We start from the raw sequence: 24,689 nt of genomic DNA on the forward strand, positions 1-24,689 counted from the left end.
CGGGGGGACTCCTCACGCGGGCTTGCGGGCCACCGCGAAGAGTCGGCGGAAGGGGAGGACCGTGCCGTGGGGGCCCTGGGGGTAGGCGGTGCGGAGGAGGTCGCGGTAGGCCGTGGTGAACTCGTGGGCCGCCGCCGGGTCGTCTCCCAGGGCGGTGAGGACCGGGCGGAGGGCGGTGCCCTTGACCCAGTCGAGGACCGGGTCGTCGCCGGTCAGGACGTGGAGGTAGGTCGTCTCCCAGACGTCCGCCGCGCACCCCAGGTCCGTCAGGCGGGTCAGATACTCCTCGGGGGTGCGGACGCCCGGGCGGGAGAGGTCCGGCAGGTCGAGGCGGTCGCGCCAGCGCGGGGTGGCGCACAGGTCGGCCAGGAGCGTGTGGCTGGGGGCGGTGAAGTTGCCGGGGACCTGGAAGGCGAAGACCCCGCCGGGGGCCAGGGAGGCGATCCAGGGGGCGAGGGAGTCGACGTGGTTCGGGACCCACTGGAGGGCGGCGTTGGAGACGATCAGGCCGTACGGTTCCGGGGGCGTCCAGCGGGCCGCGTCCCCGGCGCGGAACTCCAGGGTGCCGCCGCGGGGCGTGGGGCCCGCGTACTCCCCGGTCGCGCGCGCCAGCATCTCGGGGGAGTTGTCGAAGCCGGTGATCCGGGCGGTGGGCCAGCGGTCGGCCAGGAGCGCGGTGACGTTTCCCGCGCCGCACCCCAGGTCGGCGATGGCGGGGCCGGCCCCCGGTGGTGCGGGCAGGTCGGGGACGCGGGCCAGCAGATCGAGGAAGGGGCGGGTCCGGTGGCCCGCGTGGCGGAGGTACTGGGAGGGGTCCCAGGTGGGGGAGGCGGGGGGCGAGGTCTGGGGCATGGTGGCGTCCCTTGTGCGGCGGCTGGGCATGGTGCGCTCGGGGCCCAGGCTGCACCCTTGATATCTTGATGTCAAGAGACTTTATGTCGAGGGACCCTCTACACTGATCTCCATGGAGGATGAGGTCGACCGACTGGTGGCGGCATGGCGCCGAGAGCGCCCCGACCTCGACGTGGAGCCGCTGGAGGTGCTCAGCCGCGTCAGCAGGCTCGCCCGCCATCTGGACCGCGCGCGCCGGATCGCCTTCTCCGAGCACAGCCTGGAGCCGTGGGAGTTCGACGTGCTGACCTCGCTGCGGCGCGCCGGGGACCCGTACCAGCTCTCCCCCGGTCAGCTCCTCACCCAGACGCTCGTCACCTCGGGCACCATGACCAACCGGATCGACCGGCTCACCAAGAAGGGCCTGGTCGAGCGGTTGCCCGACCCCAGCGACCGGCGCGGGGTGCTGGTACGGCTCACCCCCGAGGGCCGGGACCGGGCGGACCAGGCGCTCGCCGGACTGCTCGACCAGGAGCGTGCGATCCTCGCCGAGCTGTCCGGCGGCCAGCGGGGCGAACTGGCCCGGCTGCTGCGCCAGTTGACCGCCCCGTTCGACAACGTCCCGGGCTGATCCGCCGGCCGCGTACCTCAGCCCGTCGAGGTGATGTGGCGGTCCATCAGGTCGGCCGGGCCGACCCCCGCCCTCCTGGCCAGCGCCACCGCCGCGAGCGTGGAGTGCACACCCAGCTTCCCCAGCACGTTCTGCATGTGCGTACGCACCGTATGCGGGGAGAGGAAGAGGCGCTCCGCGACCGCCTTTCTGCCCAGGCCGGCGACCATGCAGCGGAGCACCTCGCGCTCGCGCGGCGTCAGCGACTCGACCAGGCGCTCGCTCTCCGTACGGTGCTTGCGCGCGGCCGTCAGCTCCCGCAGGACGCCGGTGAGGAGCGCGGGCGGCAGATGGGTCTCGTCGCGCAGGACGCCGCGTACGACCGCGAGCAGCCGCTGTAGCGAACAGTCCTTGGCGACCCAGCCGGAGGCGCCCGCCTGGAGCGCCAGGGCGGCGCGGCGCGGGTCGTCCTTCTCGGCGAGCACGACCGTACGGACGGACGCGTGGGCCGAGCGGACCCCGGCGACCAGCGAGATCCCGTCCACCGGTACGCCCTCGCCGTGGTCGGGCACCGCCCGCGCCACCGGGAGGGACGGGACGGACAGGGAGGGCGCGGGCGCGGCGGGCGGTGGCGGCGCGGCGGGCTGGCCCACCGGGCCCATGCCCAGGGAACGCGCGTGCCCCATGTGGCCGTGGCCGTGGCCAGGGGCAGGGGTATGCGGGTGGCCGTGCGCGTGGCCGTTCATCTGCGCCTGCGCCTGCACTTGTGCCTGTGCCTGCGCATGTGTCTGCGCCTGTATGTGTGTTTGCACCTGCGTCTGCGTCTGCGGCGGCGCCAGTGCCTGCGCCGCGCCCAGATCCGCGTCGACCAGCATCACATCGAATCTGCGGCCGTCCCCCGCCGCCCGGTCGAGGCAGCGCAGGGCGGCGGGGCCGCTGCCTGCCGCGGCGACCTCCACGTCCGGCTCGGCGGCCAGCGCCGCCGCGAGCGACTCCGCGAAAATACGATGGTCGTCCACGACCAGAACCCGGATACGTACCAATGGACACCCCCTCATGGTGGGGAGCGGACGGTGCGGGCACGACGCCCGGCATACGAGGATGACGCCAAGTACACGGCCGCCGCCGCGTGTTGACTGATACCCCACCCCGGGCGTCGTACCCGCCTGTCTCCACCCCTGATCAGCACCGGCCCCCACCGGTGCATGTGCATCAGCGTACGGGCGTCGGAGGGGAGGGGAAGGAATTTCACAGAACTCGTTGGCCTCGGCGTTTGAGGTGAGGCTGATGTTCCGTATGGAGACAGGAGTCGACAATTAATTGCCCTCTGGTGACCTTCATTGGGCAGTTTTTGTCCACCGGAGGAATAGCCGTCAGTGCGTCACCCTGTGCGCGCCCCGCGACGGGATCGCCGGGAAGACCCGGGGCGCCGCGTACCCCGCCGCCGCGAACGCCTCCGTGACCGACTTCGCCACCGCGTCCGCCGTCTCCGCCTCGACCAGGACGATCGCCGAGCCGCCGAAGCCGCCGCCCGTCATCCGCGCCCCGAGCGCGCCCGCCGCCGTCGCCGAGGTGACCACCAGGTCCAGCTCCGCGCAGGAGACCCGCAGATCGTCCCGGAGCGAGGCGTGCCCCTCGGTGAGGACCGGGCCGACCGCGCGGACATCGCCCGCGTCCAGCAGCCCGATGACCCGCTCCACCCGGGCGTTCTCGGTGACCACATGGCGGGTGTACGCCCGTACCGTCGCGCTCTCCCCCAGCGCGGCCAGCCGGTCGAGCGCGGCCGGCAGTCCGTCGTACGCGACATCGCGCAGCGCCGGTACGCCGAGCGCCCGCGCGCCCGCCTCGCACCCGGCGCGCCGCTCCGCGTACGCGCCGTCGCCCAGTTCGTGCTTCACCCGGGTGTCCACCACGAGCAGCCCGAGCCCCTGGGCGGCCAGGTCGAAGGGGACCTGGCGCTGGGCGAGGTCGCGGGTGTCGAGGTAGAGCGCATGGCCCTCCGCGCAGCACGCCGAGGCCATCTGGTCCATGACGCCGCACGGCACGCCGACGAACTCGTTCTCGGCGCGCTGCGACAGCACCGCCAGCTCCGTCGCGCTCAGGCCGAGCCCGAAGAGGTCGTCGAGGGCGAGCGCGGTGACGACCTCCAGCGAGGCGGACGAGGAGAGTCCGGCGCCGGTCGGCACCGTCGAGGTGAGGTGGAGGTCCGCGCCGGTCACGGCGTGGCCCGCCGCGCGCAGCGCCCAGACCACACCGGCGGGGTACGCGGCCCAGCCGCCGGCGGAGCGCGGCCCGCCGAACTCCCCGGCGGCGTCGAGCTGGACGATGCCCCCGGGGATGTCGGCGGAGTGCACGCGCAGGACGCCGTCCGTACGGCGGGAGACGGCGGCGAGGGTACGGTGCGGAAGGGCGAGCGGCATGACGAAGCCGTCGTTGTAATCGGTGTGTTCGCCGATCAGGTTGACCCGCCCCGGGGCCGCCCAGACGCCCTCGGGGGCGGCGCCGTAGAGCCGTTCGAACTCCTCGGCCACGGCCGACGCGGCCACCGCCTCGGCCGAAGCCGCCTCCGCCGCCGCCTCCAGCGCCTCCGCCGTCCCCGTCGCCGTACCCACGGAGTCGCCGCCGGTCTCGCTCACCCTGTTTCTCCTTCTTCCGGTACGCCGGTCTTCAGTACGCCAGTGCGTCAGTACGTCAGTGCTGCTGCCGCTCGCGCGCGAACGCCCACGCGTCCGTGACGATGCCCGCCAGGTCGGGGCGGCTCGGGGTCCACCCCAGCCGGGCGTGGGCGGTGGCGGCCGAGGCGACGAGGACGGCGGGGTCGCCGGCCCGGCGCTCGGCCAGGACCTCGGGGACCGGGTGCCCGGTGACCTTCCGTACGGTCTCGATGACCTCGCGGACCGAGAAGCCGTTGCCGTTGCCCAGGTTGCAGATCAGATGCCCGCCCGGGGTGGCCGCGTCCAGGGCGCGCAGATGGGCCTCGGCGAGGTCCGCGACATGGATGTAGTCGCGTACGCAGGTGCCGTCCGGGGTCGGGTAGTCGTCGCCGTAGACGGAGATCGCCTCGCGGGTGCCCAGGGCGACCTGGAGGACGAGCGGGATGAGGTGCGACTCGGGGTCGTGGCGCTCGCCCGCGCTCACGCCGGAGCGCGCGGCGTACGCGCCCGCGACATTGAAGTAGCGGAGCGAGACCGCGGCGAGGCCGTGCGCGGCGCACTCGCCGGCGATCATCTGGTCGACGGCGAGCTTGGTGGCCCCGTACGGGTTGGTGGGGGCGGTCGGGTCGGACTCCGTGATGGGCGTGGAGACCGGCTCGCCGTAGGTCGCGGCGGTGGAGGAGAAGACGAGCTTCCGTACACCGGCGTCGCGCATCGCGCCGAGCAGCGCCATGGAGCCGCCGACGTTGTTCGCCCAGTACTTCTCGGGCCGCGCGACGGACTCGCCGACCTGGGAGGAGGCGGCGAAGTGCAGGACGGCGTCGTACGACGGGTCGAGCCACTTGGAGGCGTCCTGGACGCGGCCCTCGATGAACTCGGCGCCCTCCGGGACCCCGGCGCGGAAGCCGGTGGAGAGGTCGTCGAGCACGGTCACCGCGTGCCCGGCCTCCAGCAGGTGGTGGGCCACCACGCTGCCGACATATCCCGCACCACCCGTGACCAGGTACTTCTTCGCGCTCACTCGCTCGCTACCTCTCGCAGTCGCTCGGCCGCGGCCTCCGGCGGCACATCGTTGATGAACACACTCATGCCGGACTCGGAACCCGCGAGGAATTTCAGCTTGCCGGAAGTGCGGCGGATGGTGAAAAGCTCAAGGTGAAGGGCGAAATCGTCGCGTCCGGCGGCCCGGAAGGGGGCCTGGTGCCAGGCGGCGATGTACGGCGTGGGCGGTTCACCTTCGCCGAAGATCCGGTCGAAGCGCCTCAAGAGTTCCAGATAGATCTGTGGAAACTCTGTGCGGGCGGCCTCGTCCAGGGCGCGCAGGTCGGGCACGCGCCGCTTCGGGTAGAGGTGCACCTCGTACGGCCAGTGCGCGGCGTACGGCACGAACGCCACCCAGTGCTCGCCGTCGAGCACGATCCTGGCCCCGTCGGCCATCTCCTTCGCGACGAGGTCGTCGAAGAGGTTGCCGCCCGTCGCGGCGTGGTGGGCGGCGACGGAGCGGAGCATGAGCGCGGAGCGCGGGGTGACGAAGGGGTACGCGTAGATCTGCCCGTGCGGGTGGCCGAGCGTGACGCCGATCTCGGCGCCCCGGTTCTCGAAGACGAAGACCTGCTCGACCTGCGGGAGTTCGGCGAGTTCCGCGGTGCGGTCGGTCCATGCCTCCAGGACGAGGGCGGCCTGTTCGGCGGTGAGGTCGGCGAAGGAGGCGTCGTGGTCGGAGGTGAAGCAGACGACCTCGCACCGCCCGGAGTCCCCGGCGAGGGAGGGGAACCGGTTCTCGAAGACCGCGACGTCGTACTCCGGCTCGGGGATCTCGCTGAGCCGCCCGTCCCGGGAGGGACAGAGCGGGCACTCCCCGGCGGGCGGGTGGTAGGTGCGCCCCTGCCGGTGCGAGGCGATGGCGACGGAGTCCCCGAGCAGCGGGTCGTGCCGTACCTCGGAGGTGGTGGCGACGGGGCCGAGGGGGCGGCGGTCGGGGGTGTCGCGTACGGCGTCGTCCCGGGAGTCGTAGTAGACGATCTCGCGGCCGTCGGCGAGTCGGGTCGACGTCTTCTTCACTACGGCACTCCCTCGCACCCTCAATCAAACAAAAGCAAACACGATAAAACACCACGGGGCAGCACAGGTCAAGGGCGCGCGTGACGGGTGAGGCGTCACGGGATGACAGGGAGAGGAGAGAAAGGAGAGGTGGGCACGCCGGAGCGGACACGCCGGAGCCGCGCCGGGGGCCACGCCCGGCAGGACATCGGGGGCCGCGCCCGGAAGTACGGCGGAGAACGGCCCGTTCAGCCCTCGGCCGCGTCCTGTCCCGTCCCCGTCCCCGCCCCTGTCCCCGCTCCCGGGCCCGGGCGGGGGGCGGCCAGGACCGTGGCGCGGTCCAGGAGGCCGGTTCGGGCGGCCAGCGCGGCGGCCTCCAGGCGGGAGCCGACGCCGAGTTTCATCAGGACGCGCTGGACATGGGTCCTGGCCGTGGACGGGGCTATCCCCATCCCCGCCGCGATCAGCCGGGTGTCCTCGCCCTCCGCGACCCGTACGAGGACCTCGACCTCGCGCGGCGTCAGCATCCGCAGCAGCCGCTGGCCCTCGTCGTCCGGCTGCGCCGCCGGGTTGAGCAGTTCCGTGAACGCGCCCTGGAGCAACTGCGGCGCCACCGCCGCCTCGCCCGCCCGCGCCTTGACCATGGCCCGCTCGACACCCTCGATGCGCTCGTCGTGCCGTACGTAACCGGACGCGCCGGCCGCGAACGCCGCCGCGATCCCGCGCGGGTTGGGCACCGGGCCCAGCACCACGACCGCCACCTGCGGGCGGTCCCGTTTGATCCGTACGATCGGGTCGAACGCGCCCGGCTCCGCCGGCGCCGCCGTGCCCATCAGGCAGACCTCCGGCGCCCTGGTCACCACCAGCTCGGCGACGCCCGCCGTCGGCGCGGCCGCCGCGAGCACCCGGTGCCCGCGCAGCTTCAACGCGGAAGCCAGCGCTTCCGCCAGTAATCTGTGGTCGTCCACCACCATGAGCCGCACGCCCATCGAGCAACCCCCCTGCCCCGCTCGTTCTCCTGCCGCGACCGGCAGGGGCACCAGCCCCCCGGACCTCTGACCCGGCAAGCTACACGCTTGTTCGACGTTGCGCGCCCGTTACCCGCCAGAAGCCCCCCGGATCAGCGAAATTCGTCCCGTTCAGGGCAAGTTGCCCTCACATTCGGCCGTTCCTGGCTCGTGAAGGGATCACTCTCTGATCACGCGTGAGCGGCCCCGCCCTGGCTTTCTGCCCGGCGGGGCCGCTCGTAACGCCCGTATCAGAGATATCAGCGGTATCAGTCGTACGGTCGGCGCACCATCAGTGGTGCCCGTCAGTGCACGGTGAACGCGACCGCGAGGTACGACTTGCTGTACTTGCTGGTCGAGTTGCTGATCAGCACATTGGAGATGTAGAACCGGCCGTCCCCGTAGAGGATCTCCGCGTAGTCCTCGCTGTAGCCGGTCTCGGCGTCCCGGGACTCCTTGTCGGACGGGTTCTCCATCAGCACGGTCTGCTTGAACGTACCCGCGTCGATGGAGACGATCTGGCCGCCCTTGTCGTACGGCGGGTACTTGTACGCGATGATGTTGTTGCCGTCCATGCGCAGCGGGCTGATCTTGTACTTGCCGCCCGCGTCCGCCCGGTCCGAGGTGGTCTTCCCGGTGGCGAGGTCGTACGAGATGATCTCGTTCGTCTTGCCGTAGCTCTCGCCCTGCGCGTCGTGCTCCCCGGACGGCAGGTAGAGCCGGTCGTTGCCGACGACGGCGCGCTTGCACTGCTCGACCGAGGTGCTCCGGCAGTCCGCGTCCATGTCCCCGGCCGGGAACTTCGCCCGCAACTTGCCGGTCTTCTCGTCGATCGAGAAGAAGTCCGAGATGCTGCTGCCCAGCTTCGCGGTGTCCCCGACGTCCGCCGCGACGACCAGCGGCTTGGTCGAGATGACGCTCGCGTACTCGACACCGGCCGGCATCTGGAACTTGGAGATGATCCCGCCGTCGGCCGGGTTCACATTCTGGATGGAGAGCTGCGGGTCGTCGTACGAACCGCACTTGCGGACCGCGACCAGGGCCTCGCCGCCGCCGTACCCCTTGTCGTAGCAGCCCTCGGCGTTCACCTCGGGCGACCAGCGCACGGCGCCGTCGGAGAGGTTGAAGCCGGCGCCGCCGTCCGTGCCGCCCGCGGCGACCGCGTCGCCGCCGATGGTGACCTCGTCGAAGGACGACTTGTCGTCACCGGAGTTGGAGCCGGAGACGGACTTGCTCCACACCAGCTTGCCGGCCTTCAGGTCGATCACACCGACCTCGGTGCACGACTGGTACTTCTTGGCGCTGGTGCGCTTGGCGGCCTCGAAGAGGATCGCCGTCCGGTTGTCCTTGCTGACGTGCTGGGTCGCCCCGCAGACCTGGCCGGGCAGCGGGACGGACCAGAGCTGGGTGCCCTTGTCCCGGTCGTACCCGACGACCTCGTTGACGCCGGTCTTGACGTACGCGGCGTCGGTGAGCCAGGAGCCGTGCACGTCGGTGACGTCGTCGATCTTCGGCAGCTCGACGTTGAAGGCCGACTTGGCCTTGGTGCTGGACGGCACCTTCTCGCTGCCGCCGCCGGCCAGGCCGCCGCCCTCCTTCCCGCCGGTGGTGCCGCCCTCGCTGGAGCCGGAGGAGCCGCCCTTGGCGTCGTTGCCGCCGCTGCCGCCGGAGTTCGCGAACCAGACGCCGCCGCCGATGATCAGGACGACGGCGACCGCCGCCGCGACGATGATCTGCATCTGCCGGTTCGGCTTCTTGGCGGGCGCGGGCGGCGCCGGAGCGGCGTACGTCTGCTGCTGGCCGTACGGGCCGGGCTGGCCGTAGGGGCCGGGCTGGCCGTACGGGCCGGGGGCCTGCCCGTAGGGGCCCGGCTGCCCGGGCTGGCCCGGCTGACCGTACGGGTTGGGCTGGCCCTGCGGCTGCATGGGGGCGGTGGGCGGCTGCGCCGGGTACCCGTATCCGGGCTGCTCACCCGGCTGCTGACCGGGCTGCGCCGGGTAGCCGTACCCCTGCGGCGGGGTCCCGGGCGCGTTCTGCGGCGGGGGCGGCGTCGGCGCGCCGAAGCCGCCGGGCGGCGGGTCCTGCGGGGCGCCGAACCCGCCCTGCGGGGGCTGGTTCGGGGGCTGGGGCGGCTGGTTCGGGGGCTGGTTGGGCGGTGGCGGTGGCTGCGTCATGACGTACGTACCTCGAAGAGTTCAGGAAGGAGAAGTCGGAGAGGAGGGGAGCCGGCGGAGCGGAACGAGACGGCGGAGAGAGACGGGAACGACCGAGCGGGACAGTCAGGACGGTCATGACGGTCATGACGGTCAGTCACTGAAGGCCATCATGGTCTTCGTCTGCTTCTCCTCCGACTTGCTGCTCGCGCTCACCCGCCCGGCGACCAGGTAGAAACGGTTGTCGGCGAAGAGGTACTTGGCGTTGTAGAAGGACGTCTCGATCTGGTACGTCGACGAGGGGTGCTGCTGGAGCGTCTTCTGCGAGGCGCCGCCCGGCGCGATCGTCGCGAGCGTGCCGCCCTTGTCGTAGGACGCCTCCATGTAGACGAGGACGCTGCTCTTCTCCATGCGCAGCGGAATCATCGTGCGGCCCTCGGGGGCCTTGGAGCGCCAGATCTGCTTGCCGGAGGCCAGGCTGAAGGCGACGACTTCGTTGGTGCGCGAGTCGGAGCCCGGCGCGGTCGCCATGTAGAGGTTGTTCGCGCCGACGGCGAGGCCGGTGCACCCCTCCAGGTTCTGGCCGAAGACGATGAACTTGCCGCCGCAGTTCGGCGCGAACTGGTCCTTGCCGCCGTCGATCTGGGCGCGCAGAGCGCCGTTGGCGGTCATGCTCATCACGCTCCAGGACTTCTTGTCGCTGTTCTTCACCGAGACGACGAGCGGGTCGACGGAGTAGACCTTGTCGAGCTCCCAGCCCTTGGCGAGCTTGTACGACCAGAGCGACTTGCCGGTGTTCGGGTCGACCTGGGCGATCCGCTTGTCGTCGATGCCGCAGCTCACGGCGGCGATCAGCTTCTCGCCGCCCGCGAAGGCCTCGGGCTGGCACTCGCCGTCCTGCTTGCCGAAGAGTTCCTTGCCGTCGCTGACGCGGTAGCCGTCGGAGTTGCTGGAGCGGCCGACGGCGAGGGTGTCACCGCTGATGGTCAGCGTCAGCTCGCTCACGAAGTCCCAGGTGCCGTGCGCGGTGACGGCCTTCTTCCACCCCGCCTTGCCGGTCTTGAGGTCGATCTGCTGGAGCTGGGTGCACTTGGCCTTGTCGGTGTTGGCGCTCTTGTACGCCACGACTATCTTGCCGTCGGTGGTGGGGGCGTTGGGCGCGGCGCACAGCGGCGCGTCGGTCGGGACCTCCCACTTCTTCTTGCCGTCGGTCGGGGAGTAGCCCACGACGGAGCGGTACATGGCCTTGACGAGGGTGTCGCCGACGAGCCAGGGACCGTAGACGTCGGCGCCGTTGCCCGGCAGGGAGACATCGTTGGTGGCCAGCCAGTCGATCTTGGACTCGCCGTCCTTGCGCCCCGCGTTGAGGTCGTCGTCCGACTCGCGCCCGCCGCCGCTGCCGTCGCCCTTGTCGACATCGTCGGAGCTGGAAGCGGAGGGCTCGGAGCTGCCGCTCTTGGCGACGACCGGCTTGTCGTCGCCCTTGTCGCCGCCGCTCACCGCCCACCAGGCGCCGCCGCCGACGACGAGGAGTCCGGCGACCGCCGCCGCGATGATCACACCGGGCTTGCCCTTGAAGGGGTTCTTGGTGGGCCCGCCGGGGCCGCCGGGGCCGCCCGGGATGCTGCCGAGGGGCGCGGTGGGGGCACCGGGCTGTCCCGGGTAGCCGGGGTAGCCGTAACCGCCGGCCTGGGGGTTGTACGGTCCCGGCTGCTGCCCGTAAGGGCCCGGCTGCCCGTAGGGGCCGGGGGCCTGCCCGTAGGGACCCGGCTGCTGGTACGGCCCCGGGGCCTGCCCCGGTGCCTGGCCGGGCCCCTGGGGGTAGCCGTACCCGGGCTGCCCACCGGGCGGCGTCTGCGGGTACCCGTACCCGGCCTGCGGGGCCTGGGCCGGGGGCGCCGGCGGCTGGGCGGGCGGCATGGGCGGCTGGGCCGGGGCCTGCGGCGGCTGCCCCGGTATCGGCGGCTGCCCCGGAGGCATCGGCGGCGGTACCGGCGGCTGCGCACCCCCGTACGGCGCACCCTGAGGCTGCCCCGGCTGCCCGGACGGCCCCGGAGGGGCACCCTGAGGCTGCCCCTGAGACGCACCCTGGGACGGGCCCTGAGACGGATCCTGCGGAGCGCCGAAGCCCCCCTGCGGCGGTTGCTGGCTGGGTGGCTGCGTCATCAGCGCTTTCCCCCTGTTAGTTGCGGATCACGACCCGGTCGGACTCCCCCGCGATCCCGGCGGGCCACGTGGAGCGCGGCCAACCGGAATGGAGCGATTCGAGTGTGGATTCCGCATCGTCACATCAGTCGAGCGGGGCTTCTTTGTATCACTCGGACCAACGTGACGAACGGCCCGGGTTGCCCCTGTTCCCAAGGGCGGACCGGCCTGTGACGCGCTTGTTATGCTCCGCGCACACCGTCTCTACGCATCCTCCGCAAGCTCCAGCCAGCGCATTTCCAACTCGTCGCGCTCGGCTTTCAGTTCACGGAGCCGCGCGTCGAGTTCCGCGACTTTCCCGAAGTCCGTCGCATTGTCCGCGATCTGCTGGTGAAGGACTTTCTCCTGGTCGTCCATCTTGGCGACCTGCCGTTCGATCTTCTGGAGTTCCTTCTTGGCGGCCCGATTGTCCTTGGCCGACACGGCGGCGGTGGATGCCGGCGCGGAAGCCGCCGCCCCCGCCCCGGAGCCCGACCCGGAACCGGACCCGGAGCCCGCGCCGCCCCCCGCCCCCGTCCCCGGACCCGGTACGGCCCGCTCCACCATCCCCCGCCGCCGCTCCAGATACTCGTCGATCCCGCGCGGCAGCATCCGCAGCGCGCGGTCGCCGAGGAGCGCCATCACCTTGTCCGTCGTCCGCTCGACGAAGAACCGGTCGTGCGAGATGACGACCATGGAGCCGGGCCAGCCGTCGAGCAGGTCCTCCAACTGGTTGAGCGTCTCGATGTCGAGGTCGTTGGTGGGCTCGTCCAGGAAGAGGACGTTCGGCTCGTCCATCAGCAGCCGCAGCAGTTGGAGCCGGCGCCGCTCGCCGCCGGAGAGATCACCGACCGGCGTCCACTGCTTCTCCTTCGTGAACCCGAACTTCTCGCAGAGCTGGCCCGCGGTCATCTCCCGGCCCTTGCCCAGGTCGACCCGGTCCCGTACCTGCTGCACGGCTTCGAGCACCCGCAGCGACGGCTTCAGCTCGGAGACCTCCTGGGAGAGGTACGCCAGCCGCACCGTCTTCCCGACGACGACCTTCCCGGCCTCCGGCTGGACGTCGCCCTGGCTCCGCGCGGCCTCGGCGAGCGCCCGCAGCAGCGAGGTCTTGCCCGCGCCGTTGACCCCGACGAGACCGATCCGGTCGCCGGGGCCGAGCTGCCAGGTGAGGTGGGTGAGCAGCACCTTCGGCCCGGCCTGGACGGTGACGTCTTCCAGCTCGAAGACGGTCTTGCCGAGCCGGGCGTTGGCGAACCGCATCAGCTCGGAGGTGTCGCGGGGCGGCGGTACATCGGCGATCAGCTCGTTGGCCGCCTCGACGCGGAAGCGCGGCTTGGAGGTACGGGCGGGGGCGCCCCGGCGCAGCCAGGCCAGCTCCTTGCGGACCAGGTTCTGCCGCTTGGCCTCCTCGGTGGCGGCGATGCGCTCCCTCTCCGCGCGCGCGAAGACATAGTCGGAGTAGCCGCCCTCGTACTCGTGGACGGTGCCGCGCTGGACGTCCCACATGCGGGTGCAGACCTGGTCGAGGAACCACCGGTCGTGCGTGACGCAGACGAGCGCGGAGCGGCGGGCGCGCAGATGGTCGGCGAGCCAGGCGATGCCCTCGACGTCGAGGTGGTTGGTGGGCTCGTCGAGAACGATCAGCTCCGGGTCGCCGATCAGCAGCTTGGCCAGCGCGATCCGGCGCCGCTCACCGCCCGAGAGCGGCCCGATGACCGTATCCAGCCCCTGCGGGAACCCCGGCAGGTCGAGCCCCCCGAAGAGCCCGGTGAGCACATCCCGGATCGTCGCGTTCCCGGCCCACTCATGATCGGCCAGATCCCCGATGACCTCGTGCCGTACGGTGGCCGCCGGGTCCAGGGAGTCATGCTGCGTCAACACCCCGAGCCGCAGCCCCCCACTGTGGGTGACGCGCCCGCTGTCCGCCTCCTCCAGCTTGGCCAGCATCCGGATGAGGGTGGTCTTCCCGTCCCCGTTCCGCCCGACGACGCCGATCCGGTCCCCCTCGGAGACCCCGAGAGAGACCCCGTCGAGCAGCGCACGGGTGCCGTACACCTTGGTGACTGCCTCGACATTGACCAGATTGACGGCCATCAACGCTCCTGTACGGGGGAAACTCGACCGGGTTCGACCGACGTCCCAGCGTAGTCGCCCGCCGGGTCGAGCCGTCCGGCCCGGTTCGGGGGTGGAGCCCGGGTCTGATGGCGGGGCCCGGTGACGACGGCGATCCGGCGGCCCGGTGTACGAAGCGCGGGTGACGCGGATCGCACCCGGATCTGAGCCCCGGATCACCTCACCTCGGCCCCTTCGGTCCGGAATCCGGGTACTGGACCGGGCTCTTGCCTGTCCTGGTCCGGCATGGGCGGATACCGCGTTCACCGTCCCCCGGCTCATCCATGCGGGCCATGGCGCGGAACATGCCGAGAACCTCGTGAGGGCGGCTCCGCCGGTCCGAAGCCGCCCTCGTCGCTCAGCCCTCCGCCGTGTGCTCCACCACCGTCGCCCCCTCCGCAGGTGACGTCGCCACGCGGGCCGTGCGGCAGGTGCCCGAGGTCAGGAGGGCTTGGGCCAGGTCCGCTGCCGCCTCCGGGGACTTGGCCAGGAAGGCTGTTGTCGGGCCCGAGCCGGAGATCAGGGCGGCCAGGGCGCCTGCCTCTGTGCCTGCGGCCAGGGTGGCGGTCAGGGAGGGGCGGAGGGTGAGGGCGGCCGGCTGGAGGTCGTTGGAGTGGGTGAGGGTGGCGGCCAGGGCGGTGGGGTCGCCGGTGCTCAGGGCCGTCAAGAGGGCTGGGTTCGCGGTGGGGGGCGGGACGGGGGTGCCTGCGGTCAGGCGGTCGAATTCCTGGAAGACCTTGGGGGTGGAGAGGCCGCCGTCCGCTACCGCGAAGACCCAGGAGAACGGGGCGCCGACCGGCAGGGGGGTCAGGTGTTCGCCCCGGCCGGTGCCCAGGGCCGCGCCGCCCAGCAGGCTGAAGGGGACGTCGCTGCCCAGTTCCGCGCAGATGTCGAGGAGTTCAGCGCGTGGGGAGTTCAGGCCCCAGAGACGGTCGCAGGCCAGCAGGGCGCCCGCGCCGTCCGCGCTGCCGCCCGCCATGCCGCCCGCCACGGGGATGTCCTTGGTGATGTGGAGGTGGACGGCGGGGGGGATGTGGTGGCGGGCCGCCAGGGTCAGGGCGGCTCGGGCCGCCAAGTTCGTGTGGTCCAGGGGGACCTGGCCGGCGTCCGGGCCCTCGCAGGTGATGCGGAGGGTCTCGGCGGGGGTCGCCGTGATCTCGTCGTACAGGCCGACCGCCAGGAAGACGTTGGCCAGGTCGTGGAAGCCGTCGGGGCGCGCCGGGCCCACCGACAGTTGGACGTTGACCTTGGCAGGGACTCGGACTCGTACGCGGGGCTGGTTCGGTGTCATGCCTGCCTGCTCCCCGCTTCCGCGATCCGCGCGAACTCCTCCACCGTCAGCGACTCCCCGCGCGCCTGCGGCGACACCCCCGCCGCGACCAGCGCCGCCTCCGCCGCCGGGGCCGAGCCCGCCCACCCCGCCAGGGCCGCGCGCAGCGTCTTGCGGCGCTGGGCGAAGGCCGCGTCCACGACCGCGAAGACCTCCGTGCGGGACGCGGTCGTCTTGGGGGGTTCGGTACGGCGTACGAGCGAGACCAGGCCCGAGTCGACGTTGGGCGCGGGCCAGAAGACCGTACGGCCGATCGCCCCGGCCCGCTTGACCTCCGCGTACCAGTTGGCCTTCACCGACGGCACCCCGTACACCTTGCTGCCGGGCGCCGCCGCCAGCCGGTCGGCGACCTCGGCCTGGACCATGATCAGGGTGCGTTCGATGGTCGGGAAGTGCTCCAGCATGTGGAGCAGGACCGGGACGGCGACGTTGTACGGGAGGTTCGCGACCAGCGCGGTGGGCGCCGGGCCCGGCAGCTCCCGTACCAGCATCGCGTCCGAGTGCACCAGCGCGAACCGGTCGGCCCTGGCCGGCATCCGCGCCGCGATCGTCGCGGGCAGGGCGCCCGCGAGCAGGTCGTCGATCTCCACGGCCGTCACCCGGTCCGCCGCTTCCAGGAGCGCGAGGGTCAGTGAGCCGAGCCCGGGGCCGATCTCCACGACCACGTCGTCCGGGCGGACCTCCGCGGTGCGGACGATCCGGCGGACGGTGTTGGCGTCGATGACGAAGTTCTGCCCGCGCTGCTTGGTGGGGCGTACGCCCAGGGCCGCCGCCAGCTCACGGACCTCGGCGGGGCCGAGCAGGGCGTCCGAAGCGGCGGAGGCGGAGGCGGCAGAGGCGGCAGCGGAGGAAGTATCAGGGGCAGCGGAGGTGTCGGGGGACGCCGGAGAGGCGTCGGGGGACGCTGGGGAGGCGTCGGGGTTCGGGGTGCTCACCCGCTCAGCCTACGGCCGCAGTGCGGCCACGGGCTCGCCCCCCGCTGTACGTAGAGCTTCTTCGCCCGGTACGTCTGCTCGGCGGCCGGGGCGTGCTGGGGCCGGCCGCTGCCGCCGAGGGCCTGCCAGGTGCCGGCGTCGAACTGGTAGAGGCCGCCGTAGGTGCCGGAAGGGTCCACGGCGTCCGGGCGGCCGCCCGACTCGCAGGCGGCGAGCGCGCCCCAGTTCAGGCCGTCGGCGCCGGTCACGGAGGACGGGAGGGCCCGGGTGCCGACCCGGACCCGCTGGGTGACCGGCGCGCGCACCGTCTCCGTACGGAGCGGGCGGGGTGTGCGGCGTACGCCGTTGACGGTGCGTACGGCGTACGTGATCCGGCGTGCGCCGGGGTGGCCCGCCTGGTCGACGACCTCGGTGCCGCGCGACAGCGTGGCGTCGGGGGTACGCACCGTGTCGTACGGGACGGGCTCCTCCCGGATCTCCTCGGTCGCCGTGATCCGCAGGACGGTGACGGTCTGCCCGTCGCGCGGGAAGCTGCCGGGCGGTACGGAGGTGGTGTCCTCGCCGCGCAGGGTGAGGCCGGCCTCGGTGAGCGCGTCGGCGACGGTCGCCGCGTTCGTACGGAGCCGGTGTTCGCGGCCGTCGGCGAGGAAGGTCAGGGCGCGTTCGGTCCGTACGTCCAGGGCGAGGCCGTGCCGGGCGATGGCGGCGGAGCGGGAGACGGAGACGTACGCGCCCTCCGCCCGCACCCCGAGCTGGCGCAGCGCGCCGTCGACGGTGTCGGCGGTGGTCCAGACGCGGTGGCGGTGGCCGTCGAGGGTGAGCAGGAGGGGGCGGCCGTGGCGGACGACGACCTCGTCGCCGTGGGCGAGCGGGGTGGTGGCGGCCGGGGCGACGAGGTCGTGTGCGCCGATGCCGACGCCTTCGCGGGCGAGGAGTTCGCCGACGTCCCCGGCGAAGGTGTGGAGGGTGCGCGGGGCGCCGTCGATGTCGAGGCGTACCGCCTTGTCGTGGTGGACGAAGGCGGAGGTGCCACCCGCGAGGACGGCGACGACGAGGGCTTGCGGGACGACCTGAGCGGCCCGGCGCCCCGCGCCCCTGGCCGTCTCCTCGGGGGCTTCCCCGGTGGTGGCCTCCGGGGCGCGCCCCTCGGACCCGCGCGCCCCGGACCCACGCCCCTCGGACCCGCGCCCCTCGGACCCGCGCCCCTCGGCCTCGGACGCCGGGGCCGTCGGTTTACGGCGGCGGGAGTGGCCGCCGCCACGGCGTGCTCGGTGACTGCCCTGTGCACTGCTCACGAGTCCGGGAGATTAGCCGAGCCCGTGTCACTCTCCAAAGTCGGACGGATACTTTGTGCGACCGTTCGTGCGCATCCGGGCCCGTGTCCGTACGCGCGACCGGATCAGTAGTCGAACGCCCGCGCCGTGTTCCGCGCGATCGCCGCCGCCAGTTCGTCCTCGCCGGTCCCGCGCACCTCCGCCATCGCCCGCAGGGTGACGGGAATCAGATACGGCGCATTCGGGCGGCCCCGGAATGGGGACGGGGTGAGGAAAGGGGCGTCCGTCTCGACCAGGATCAGATCGAGCGGCGCTACAGTGAGCGCGTCGCGCAACGATTGAGCGTTTTTGAAGGTGACATTTCCAGCGAAGGACAGGTAATACCCGGCGGCGGCACACACCTGGGCCATTTCCGCGTCACCTGAATAACAATGGAAAATCGTGCGCTCGGGCGCGCCTTCCTCGGCGAGGATACGGAGGACATCGGCGTGCGCGTCCCGGTCGTGGATCACGAGCGCCTTTCCGTGGCGCTTGGCGATCTCGATGTGCGCGCGGAACGAACGCTCCTGCGCCGCCCTGCCCTCGGGCCCGGTGCGGAAGTGGTCGAGCCCGGTCTCGCCGACGGCCCGTACCTGCGGGAGCGCGGCGAGCTCGGCGATCTCCGCCAGGGCGTCGTCCAGCGCCGTGTCGCCGCCGCCCGCCCTCGCCCCCTGGCGGGACCAGCCGTCGGGGTCGCCGTGGACGATGCGCGGCGCCTCGTTGGGGTGGAGCGCGACCGCCGCGTGGACCTGGTCGTACGCGGCCGCCGTCTCGGCGGCCCAGCGCGAACCCTTGATGTCGCACCCCACCTGGACCACCGTCGTGACCCCGACCGACGCGGCCTTCTCCAGGGCCTCGGCGACGGTGCCTTCCTGCATGTCCAGGTGGGTGTGCGCATCCGCCACCGCCACCCGGAGGGGCTCGGGCGGCGGAGGCGGGGCCTGCTTCGAACTCGTGGACGCGCTCATGGGCGCGATCCTACGGGGGTGGTCCCAGGGGTCCCGACGGGTCCCCGTGGACCCGTCGGGACCCGGCGCTCACGTGCGGTGATGGTGCTGGAACGGGTGGAGGAGGTCGGAGAGGTGCCAGTGGTGGTGGCCCTGCGCCCTGGCCCGGTCCCGGCCCTCGGCCGGGTCCTGGCCCTGGCCCTGGCCCTGGGCCGCCTCGGGCGACGGCTGTACGGTCGCCCCTTCCGCCGGCGGCGCGTCGGCGGGTATCCCCCCGGTGGACGTCCCGGCGGATATCTCGTCCGCCGTCGACTCCGGCGCCCCCTGCTCCCCCACGGCCCCCGCGGCCTTCGCGGCCTTCGCGGCCTTAGCCGCCCGCGCCGCCTTCGCGCTCCGCGCGGTCTTCGCCGGGTGGTGCTGCTCGTACATCAGCGCCCGGACCGACGAGACCTGGCCGGACCGCATGATCCTGACGACATGGCCGCCGCAGTTCTGACACGTCGGGCTGGAAAGCGGGGAAGGGACCCGCACCCCGTCCGCCTTGTACACGACGACATTCCGGCCCAGGCCGTCGACATGGTGCTCTATGTCGTAAGCCTGCTCCCAGCCGTGACCACAACGCATACAGCAAAAGGCATATGCCTCGTGGGCGACGGCGGTGCCCGTGATCTCACTCATGCCAGCTCCTCTCCACTGACCCAGTGGACGCCTTCGAAGGCGGGAGCGCATCAGCGCCTGTCGATTATTGATTCGGTCTTGGCGTTCTCATGTACCAATGGCCCGGCACGCGGTCTGCGCTTTACATTTCACGATAGTCCTTTACCCTCCCCGGAGGGCGTCCGGGCCGCGTTTTTTGCCGCGACGACAGCATCGAACACCTCCCGCTTGGGAACCCCCGCGTCCGCCGCCACGGCGGCGATCGCCTCCTTCCGCCGCTCCCCCGCCTCCTCCCTCACCCGCACCCGCCGCACCAGCTCCGCCGGGTCGAGTTCGGCCGGGTCCGGGTCCGGGGCGCCCGACACGACGATGGTGATCTCGCCCCGTACCCCCTCCGCCGCCCAGGCCGCCAGCTCGGCGAGCGGGCCGCGCCGTACCTCCTCGTACGTCTTGGTCAGCTCGCGGCAGACGGCGGCCTGCCGCTCGGCGCCGAAGACCTCGGCCATCGCGGCCAGCGTGTCGTCCAGCCGGTGCGGGGCCTCGAAGTAGACGAGGGTGCGCCGCTCGCCGGCCACCTCGCGGAGCCGCCCGAGCCGCTCGCCCGCCTTGCGCGGCGGGAACCCCTCGAAGCAGAAGCGGTCCACGGGGAGCCCGGAGAGCGCCAGCGCGGTGAGCACGGCGGAGGGGCCCGGTACGGCCGTCACCCGGATCCCGCGCGCCACCGCGCCCGCGACCAGCCGGTAGCCGGGGTCGGAGACGGACGGCATCCCCGCGTCCGTGACGAGCACCACGCGCGCGCCGCCCTCCAGCGCCTCGACCAGTTCCGGCGTACGGGCGGACTCGTTGCCCTCGAAGTACGACACGACGCGCCCCCGCGTCTGCACCCCGAGCGCCTGGGTGAGCCGGCGGAGCCGCCGGGTGTCCTCGGCGGCGATCACATCGGCGCCCGCCAGCTCGGCGGCGAGCCTCGGCGGCGCGTCGGAGACATCCCCGATGGGCGTGCCCGCGAGCACCAGGATCCCGGCCCCCGCCGCGCCGGAGGGAGATCCGGAGGGAGATCCGGAGACCGAATCGGAGGGGGAGGGGACGGAATCGGAGGGGGTGGCGGGCGTCGCCCCGGGGGTGTCGGAAGGGCCGGCGGAGGAGGTGGTGGATGGTGTCGCAGTCACATCCGCCATCCTCGCAGGGCGGGCGGCGCCCCTCGCACAGCGGCGTTCCCTACGATGGCGCGGTGACCAGTACCGCTCCAGAAGCCCTCCAGGGGCACGACGCCGACGACCAGCAGCCCTCTTGGCCACAGCGGCTGCGCCGGTTCGGACACGCCCCCCGGCCGGTGACGGGCCTGCGGGAACGCCTGGTGCCGCCGTACACCCGGCCCTCCGACCGGCTGTGGGCGGTGCTCGGGGTGCCGGGTCCGGTGGCCGGGCGGCTGGTCCGCTGGTCGGCCTGGGGCGGGCCGGTGCTCGTGGCGCTGGTCGCCGGGGTGCTGCGGTTCTGGAACCTGGGGCAGCCCAAGGCGGTGATATTCGACGAGACGTACTACGCCAAGGACGCCTGGTCCCTGATCAACCAGGGGTACGAGGGCAACTGGCCCAAGGACGTCGACGCGTCGATCCTCAAGGACCCGTCCGCCGTCCCGGTCCCCGCCGACCCCGGCTATGTGGTGCACCCGCCGGTCGGCAAGTGGGTGATCGGCCTCGGGGAACAGCTCTTCGGCTTCACCCCGTTCGGCTGGCGCTTCATGGTCGCCGTGCTCGGCACGCTCTCCGTGCTGATGCTCTGCCGGATCGGCCGCCGGCTCTTCCGCTCCACCTTCCTGGGGTGTCTGGCGGGCGCGCTGCTCGCCGTGGACGGACTGCACTTCGTGATGAGCCGGACCGCGCTCCTCGACCTCGTCCTGATGTTCTTCGTACTGGCCGCCTTCGGCGCGCTGCTGATCGACCGCGACCGGGCCAGGGCCCGGCTCGCCGGCGCGCTCCCGGTGGACGAGGCGGAGGGGATCCTGCGGCCGGACGCCTCGGTCGCCGAGACGCTGCGGCTGGGCTGGCGGCCGTGGCGGCTGGCGGCCGGGGTGCTGCTGGGGCTGGCCATCGCGACGAAGTGGAGCGGCCTCTACACGCTGGCGGCCTTCGCGCTGATGGCGGTGGTGTGGGACGTGGGCGCACGGCGCACGGCGGGCGCGGTCCGGCCGTACCGGGCGGTGGCGCGGCGGGACATCGTCCCGGCGTTCCTCTCGACGGTGCCGGTCGCGATCGCCACCTACCTCGCCTCCTGGACCGGCTGGATCGTCACCGACAAGGGGTACTTCCGGAACTGGGCGACGACGGCGGGCCAGGGCGGCGACTGGACCTGGCTCCCCGACTGGGTGCGCAGTCTCTGGCATTACGAGTACGAGGTCTACCAGTTCCATGTGAACCTGACCTCCGGCCACACCTACCAGTCGAACCCGTGGAGCTGGATCGTCCTGGGCCGCCCGGTCTCGTACTTCTACGAGGACCCGGCGGCCGGCAAGGACGGCTGCCCGGCGGAGACGGCCGGCAAGTGCGCCCGCGAGGTGCTGGCGATCGGGACGCCGCTGCTCTGGTGGGCGGGCGCGTTCGCGCTCTGCTATGTGCTGTGGCGCTGGTTCTTCCGCCGCGACTGGCGCGCGGGCGCGATCGCCTGCGGGGTGGTGGCCGGGTGGGCGCCCTGGTTCCTCTACCAGGAGCGGACGATCTTCCTCTTCTACGCGGTGATCTTCGTGCCGTTCCTCTGTCTGGCGGTGGCGATGATGATCGGCGCCTTCCTGGGCCCGCCGGGCGCGGACGAGCGGCGCCGGACGGTCGGGGCGGTCGGGGCCGGGGTGCTGGTGCTCCTGATCATCTGGAACTTCATCTACTTCTGGCCGCTGTACACGGGGGCGCCGATCCCGCTGGACTCCTGGCGCAGCCGGATGTGGCTGGACACCTGGGTGTAGGGACGGGCGGCCGGGGCGGCCGGGTCACGGTACGGATTCCGCCACCGGTCACCGCTCGCCTCGTACGGGATCTCCGTGTAAGGCTGTCCGTATGGCCCGACGCCCCGGCGAGCCCCGGCCGTCCACCGGCCCCCGGTCCTGGCGGCGGCGGGTGGCTCTTCGGCGTGCCGGCGGGGCGGCTTCCTCCCGTACCGGCGCACGGGGCGGTACGAGGGGGACGGAGCCCTGGTGGCGGCCCGGGAACGGGTGGCTCGGGAGCAGCAGTGTCGCCGGGCAGGTCTTCCTCTTCCAGGCGGTCATCGTGCTGCTGCTGGTCGCGGCGGCGGCCGGGGCCGTGCTGCTCCAGGCCAAGCGGGACAGCGAGGCCGAGGCGACGCACCGTTCCCTCGCCGTCGCCGAGGCGTTCGCCAACGCGCCCGGGATGGCCGGGGCGCTCAAGGCGGCCGACCCGACCGCGATACTCCAGCCGCGAGCGGAGGCGGCGCGGGAGCGCTCCGGGGTGGACTTCGTCGTCGTCACCGATACCGAAGGCATCCGGTACACCCATCCGAAGCCGGACCGGATCGGCAAGCACTTCGTGGGCACCATCGAGCCCGCCCTGAAGGGCCATCCCACCACCGAGAAGATAACGGGCACGCTGGGCCCGCTCGTCCAGGCCGTGGTGCCGGTGTACGGGCCCGACGGCAAGGTCGTCGGCCTCGTCTCCGCCGGGATCACCGTCGCCAAGGTCTCCTCCGCCGTCAATGAACAACTGCCGCTGCTCCTCGCCATCGCCGCCGGGGGCCTGCTGCTCACCACCCTCGGCACCGGGCTGATGAACCGCAGGCTGCGCCGCCAGACCCACGGGCTCGGCCCGGCCGAGATGACCCGGATGTACGAGCACCACGACGCCGTCCTGCACGCGGTGCGCGAGGGCGTCCTGATCGTCGGCGGCGACGGCCGGCTGCTGCTCGCCAACGACGAGGCCGCGCTCCTCCTCGGCCTGCCCGGCGAGCCCGAGGGCCGGCACGTCACCGAGCTGGGGCTTCCCCCGGAGACGGCGCGGCTGCTCGCCTCCGAGGGGGTCGCCGACGACCAGGTGATCACCTCGGGGGAGCGCCAGCTCGTCGTCAACCGGCGCGCCACCGACCAGGACGGCGGGCCGCCCGGGTGGGTGACCACGCTGCGCGACTCGACCGAGCTGCACGCGCTCTCCGGCCGGGCCGAGACCGCCCGGGGCCGGCTCACCCTGCTCTACGAGGCGAGCACCCGGATCGGGACCACCCTGGACGTGACGCGGACGGCCGAGGAGCTGGCCCGGGTCGTGGTGCCGCGCTTCGCGGACTTCGTCACCGTCGACCTCTCCGAGCCGGTGCTGCGCGGCGAGGAGCCGGGCCCGGACGCGGTGGCCGGGGACGGGCTGCGCCGGGTCGCGGTGCACGGCGTCCGGGACGACGCGCCGCTCTACCCGGTCGGCGAGGATTTCCGGCTGGTCGCGCACACCCCGCAGACCGAGAGCCTGGCGGGCGGCGAGCCGGTGCTCACCGCCGATCTCACCGTCTCGGACGACTGGTGCCGCCAGGACCCGGAGGGCGGCCGGCGGCTCACGGCGTACGGCTTCCACTCCTTCATCGTGGCGCCGCTGGTGGCCAGGGGCGTGCTGATGGGGATGGTCAACTTCTGGCGGGCGGGGCACCAGGAGCCGTTCGAGGAGGACGACCTCTCGCTCGCCGGGGAGCTGGCCGGGCGGGCCGCCGTCTGTATCGACAACGCGCGCCGTTTCACGCACGAGCACACCCGGGCCGTCGTACTCCAGCACAGCCTGCTCCCGAAGGGGCTGCCGGAGCAGTCCGCGCTGGACCTCGCCTACCGGTATCTGCCCGCCGAGTCCGGGGTGGGCGGCGACTGGTTCGACGTGCTGACCCTGCCGGGCGCGCGGGTGGCGCTGGTCGTGGGCGACGTGGTCGGACACGGGCTGCACGCCGCCGCCACGATGGGACGGCTGCGGACGGCGGTCGCCAACTTCTCGGCGCTGGACCTGCCGCCCGAGGAACTGCTGGGGCATCTGGACGAGCTGGTCGGCCGGATCGACGAGGAGGAGGCCGCGGGGCCGGGGGGCACCGAGTACCGTACGCCGGTCACCGGGGCGACCTGCGCGTACGCGGTCTACGACCCGGCGTCGGGGCGGTGCGCTGTGGCCCGCGCCGGCCATCCGCCGCCGGTGCTGGTCCACCCGGACGGCACGGCGGAGTTCCTGGAGCTGCCGGCCGGGCTGCCGCTGGGGATCGGCGGGATGCCGTACGAGACGACGGAGTTCACCCTGCCGGAGGGGAGCCGGCTGGTGCTGTACACGGACGGGCTGGTGGAGGACCGCAGGGCGGACATCGACGTGGGGCTCGAACGGCTCCGTACGGCGCTCGCCACGGCGCCCTCCCGGGCGTTGGAGGCGGCAGGCGGTCCCGGAGCGGGCGGCGGCGTGGACCCCACCGACCCCGAGGCCACCTGCCGGGCGGTGCTGGAGGCGCTGGTCCCGGAGCGGCCGGGGGACGACATCGCCGTACTCGTGGCGCGCGTACGGCGCCTGGACTCCGACCGGATCGCCGAGTGGACGGTGCCGCACGACCCGGCGGCGGTGGCCGGGATCCGCGCCGATGTGAGCCGGCGGCTCGCCTCCTGGGGCCTGGAGGAGGCGGCGTTCACCATCGAGCTGATGCTGAGCGAGCTGATCACCAACGCCATCCGGTACGCCTCGGGGCCCATCGGCGTACGGCTGCTCCGCGACCGTACGCTGATCTGCGAGGTCTCCGACACCAGCGCCACCTCGCCGCATCTGCGGGCCGCCACGGCGACCGACGAGGGCGGGCGGGGGCTCTTCCTGGTCGCGCAGTTCGCCGACCGGTGGGGGACGCGGTACACGGCGGACGGCAAGGTCATCTGGACGGAGACGGCGCTGCCCCGCGCCTAGGTCCGACCGGGCC

Annotated in this window: 17 protein-coding genes and 1 pseudogene; 3 read left to right on the plus strand and 15 right to left on the minus strand. The window is 72.8% G+C overall.

Features of this window, described 5'->3' with window-relative positions; genetic code table 11:
* Nucleotides 1-12: 12 nt before the first annotated feature.
* On the minus strand, nucleotides 13-852 hold the full coding sequence (locus AB0O07_RS21355) for a trans-aconitate 2-methyltransferase (protein WP_365635543.1): 840 nt from the start codon (nucleotides 850-852) through the stop codon (nucleotides 13-15).
* Nucleotides 853-964: 112 nt separating this feature from the next.
* Here AB0O07_RS21355 and AB0O07_RS21360 point away from each other — a divergent pair, with 112 nt between their 5' ends.
* Nucleotides 965-1,462: a MarR family transcriptional regulator gene (locus AB0O07_RS21360; protein WP_365635544.1), complete on the plus strand. Its 498-nt coding sequence runs from the start codon at nucleotides 965-967 to the stop codon at nucleotides 1,460-1,462.
* Between the two features lie 17 nt (nucleotides 1,463-1,479).
* Here the strand turns inward: AB0O07_RS21360 and AB0O07_RS21365 are convergent, their stop codons facing one another.
* The 14 genes and pseudogenes from AB0O07_RS21365 to rsmI all read right to left on the minus strand — a co-directional run bounded on the left by AB0O07_RS21365 (nucleotide 1,480) and on the right by rsmI (nucleotide 19,795).
* Nucleotides 1,480-2,484 carry a response regulator transcription factor gene (locus AB0O07_RS21365; RefSeq protein WP_365635545.1) on the minus strand — a complete coding sequence of 335 codons (1,005 nt, stop codon included), beginning with the start codon at nucleotides 2,482-2,484 and terminating at the stop codon, nucleotides 1,480-1,482.
* Between the two features lie 330 nt (nucleotides 2,485-2,814).
* Nucleotides 2,815-3,987, minus strand: a complete 1,173-nt coding sequence (galK, locus tag AB0O07_RS21370; RefSeq protein WP_365635806.1) for a galactokinase — start codon at nucleotides 3,985-3,987, stop codon at nucleotides 2,815-2,817.
* Between the two features lie 145 nt (nucleotides 3,988-4,132).
* A complete protein-coding gene (gene galE / locus AB0O07_RS21375) occupies nucleotides 4,133-5,116 on the minus strand; it encodes a UDP-glucose 4-epimerase GalE (protein WP_365635547.1) in 984 nt (327 codons plus the stop codon).
* Nucleotides 5,113-6,156: a galactose-1-phosphate uridylyltransferase gene (gene galT, locus AB0O07_RS21380; RefSeq protein ID WP_365635549.1), complete on the minus strand. Its 1,044-nt coding sequence runs from the start codon at nucleotides 6,154-6,156 to the stop codon at nucleotides 5,113-5,115. The genes galE and galT overlap by 4 nt, the downstream gene beginning before the upstream one ends.
* A gap of 227 nt (nucleotides 6,157-6,383) precedes the next feature.
* Nucleotides 6,384-7,124 carry a LuxR C-terminal-related transcriptional regulator gene (locus tag AB0O07_RS21385; RefSeq protein ID WP_365635551.1) on the minus strand — a complete coding sequence of 247 codons (741 nt, stop codon included), beginning with the start codon at nucleotides 7,122-7,124 and terminating at the stop codon, nucleotides 6,384-6,386.
* Nucleotides 7,125-7,447: 323 nt separating this feature from the next.
* A complete protein-coding gene (locus AB0O07_RS21390; protein ID WP_365635553.1) occupies nucleotides 7,448-9,316 on the minus strand; it encodes a PQQ-binding-like beta-propeller repeat protein in 1,869 nt (622 codons plus the stop codon).
* A gap of 132 nt (nucleotides 9,317-9,448) precedes the next feature.
* Nucleotides 9,449-11,461 carry a PQQ-binding-like beta-propeller repeat protein gene (locus tag AB0O07_RS21395; RefSeq protein WP_365635555.1) on the minus strand — a complete coding sequence of 671 codons (2,013 nt, stop codon included), beginning with the start codon at nucleotides 11,459-11,461 and terminating at the stop codon, nucleotides 9,449-9,451.
* 243 nt (nucleotides 11,462-11,704) lie between these two features.
* Nucleotides 11,705-13,576, minus strand: a complete 1,872-nt coding sequence (locus AB0O07_RS21400) for an ABC-F family ATP-binding cassette domain-containing protein (RefSeq protein ID WP_365635557.1) — start codon at nucleotides 13,574-13,576, stop codon at nucleotides 11,705-11,707.
* A 376-nt stretch (nucleotides 13,577-13,952) separates the two neighbouring features.
* Complete coding sequence (locus AB0O07_RS21405; protein WP_365635559.1) at nucleotides 13,953-14,885, minus strand: 4-(cytidine 5'-diphospho)-2-C-methyl-D-erythritol kinase; 933 nt, start codon at nucleotides 14,883-14,885, stop codon at nucleotides 13,953-13,955.
* Entirely contained in the window at nucleotides 14,882-15,727 is an 846-nt protein-coding gene (gene rsmA / locus AB0O07_RS21410) for a 16S rRNA (adenine(1518)-N(6)/adenine(1519)-N(6))-dimethyltransferase RsmA (protein WP_365635807.1), read from the minus strand. Before rsmA ends, AB0O07_RS21405 begins: the two co-directional genes overlap by 4 nt.
* Before the next feature lie 128 nt (nucleotides 15,728-15,855).
* On the minus strand, nucleotides 15,856-17,154 hold the full coding sequence (locus AB0O07_RS21415; RefSeq protein WP_365635561.1) for a ubiquitin-like domain-containing protein: 1,299 nt from the start codon (nucleotides 17,152-17,154) through the stop codon (nucleotides 15,856-15,858).
* 104 nt (nucleotides 17,155-17,258) lie between these two features.
* Nucleotides 17,259-18,140, minus strand: a complete 882-nt coding sequence (locus AB0O07_RS21420; protein ID WP_365635563.1) for a TatD family hydrolase — start codon at nucleotides 18,138-18,140, stop codon at nucleotides 17,259-17,261.
* A 405-nt stretch (nucleotides 18,141-18,545) separates the two neighbouring features.
* Nucleotides 18,546-18,797 (minus strand): annotated as a pseudogene (locus tag AB0O07_RS21425) (hypothetical protein); the annotation flags it as partial.
* A gap of 128 nt (nucleotides 18,798-18,925) precedes the next feature.
* On the minus strand, nucleotides 18,926-19,795 hold the full coding sequence (gene rsmI, locus AB0O07_RS21430) for a 16S rRNA (cytidine(1402)-2'-O)-methyltransferase (RefSeq protein ID WP_365635809.1): 870 nt from the start codon (nucleotides 19,793-19,795) through the stop codon (nucleotides 18,926-18,928).
* A 212-nt stretch (nucleotides 19,796-20,007) separates the two neighbouring features.
* On the opposite strand from rsmI, the gene AB0O07_RS21435 reads away from it, so the two are divergent.
* Complete coding sequence (locus AB0O07_RS21435) at nucleotides 20,008-21,732, plus strand: phospholipid carrier-dependent glycosyltransferase (protein ID WP_365635564.1); 1,725 nt, start codon at nucleotides 20,008-20,010, stop codon at nucleotides 21,730-21,732.
* Between the two features lie 91 nt (nucleotides 21,733-21,823).
* Nucleotides 21,824-24,676 (plus strand): SpoIIE family protein phosphatase, encoded by a 2,853-nt coding sequence (locus AB0O07_RS21440; RefSeq protein ID WP_365635566.1) that lies wholly within the window; start codon nucleotides 21,824-21,826, stop codon nucleotides 24,674-24,676.
* Nucleotides 24,677-24,689 lie beyond the last annotated feature (13 nt).

This window comes from Streptomyces sp. NPDC093085 (assembly GCF_040683935.1).
Lineage (GTDB): Bacteria > Actinomycetota > Actinomycetes > Streptomycetales > Streptomycetaceae > Streptomyces.

Bases quoted from the DNA above. Each gene is read 5' to 3' on its own strand.
- AB0O07_RS21355 (WP_365635543.1), bottom strand. From the start codon at position 852: ATGCCCCAGACCTCGCCCCCCGCCTCCCCCACCTGGGACCCCTCCCAG.
- AB0O07_RS21360 (WP_365635544.1), top strand. From the start codon at position 965: ATGGAGGATGAGGTCGACCGACTGGTGGCGGCATGGCGCCGAGAGCGC.
- AB0O07_RS21385 (WP_365635551.1), bottom strand. From the start codon at position 7,124: ATGGGCGTGCGGCTCATGGTGGTGGACGACCACAGATTACTGGCGGAA.
- AB0O07_RS21390 (WP_365635553.1), bottom strand. From the start codon at position 9,316: ATGACGCAGCCACCGCCACCGCCCAACCAGCCCCCGAACCAGCCGCCC.
- AB0O07_RS21395 (WP_365635555.1), bottom strand. From the start codon at position 11,461: ATGACGCAGCCACCCAGCCAGCAACCGCCGCAGGGGGGCTTCGGCGCT.
- AB0O07_RS21400 (WP_365635557.1), bottom strand. From the start codon at position 13,576: ATGGCCGTCAATCTGGTCAATGTCGAGGCAGTCACCAAGGTGTACGGC.
- AB0O07_RS21405 (WP_365635559.1), bottom strand. From the start codon at position 14,885: ATGACACCGAACCAGCCCCGCGTACGAGTCCGAGTCCCTGCCAAGGTC.
- AB0O07_RS21420 (WP_365635563.1), bottom strand. From the start codon at position 18,140: ATGAGCGCGTCCACGAGTTCGAAGCAGGCCCCGCCTCCGCCGCCCGAG.
- AB0O07_RS21440 (WP_365635566.1), top strand. From the start codon at position 21,824: ATGGCCCGACGCCCCGGCGAGCCCCGGCCGTCCACCGGCCCCCGGTCC.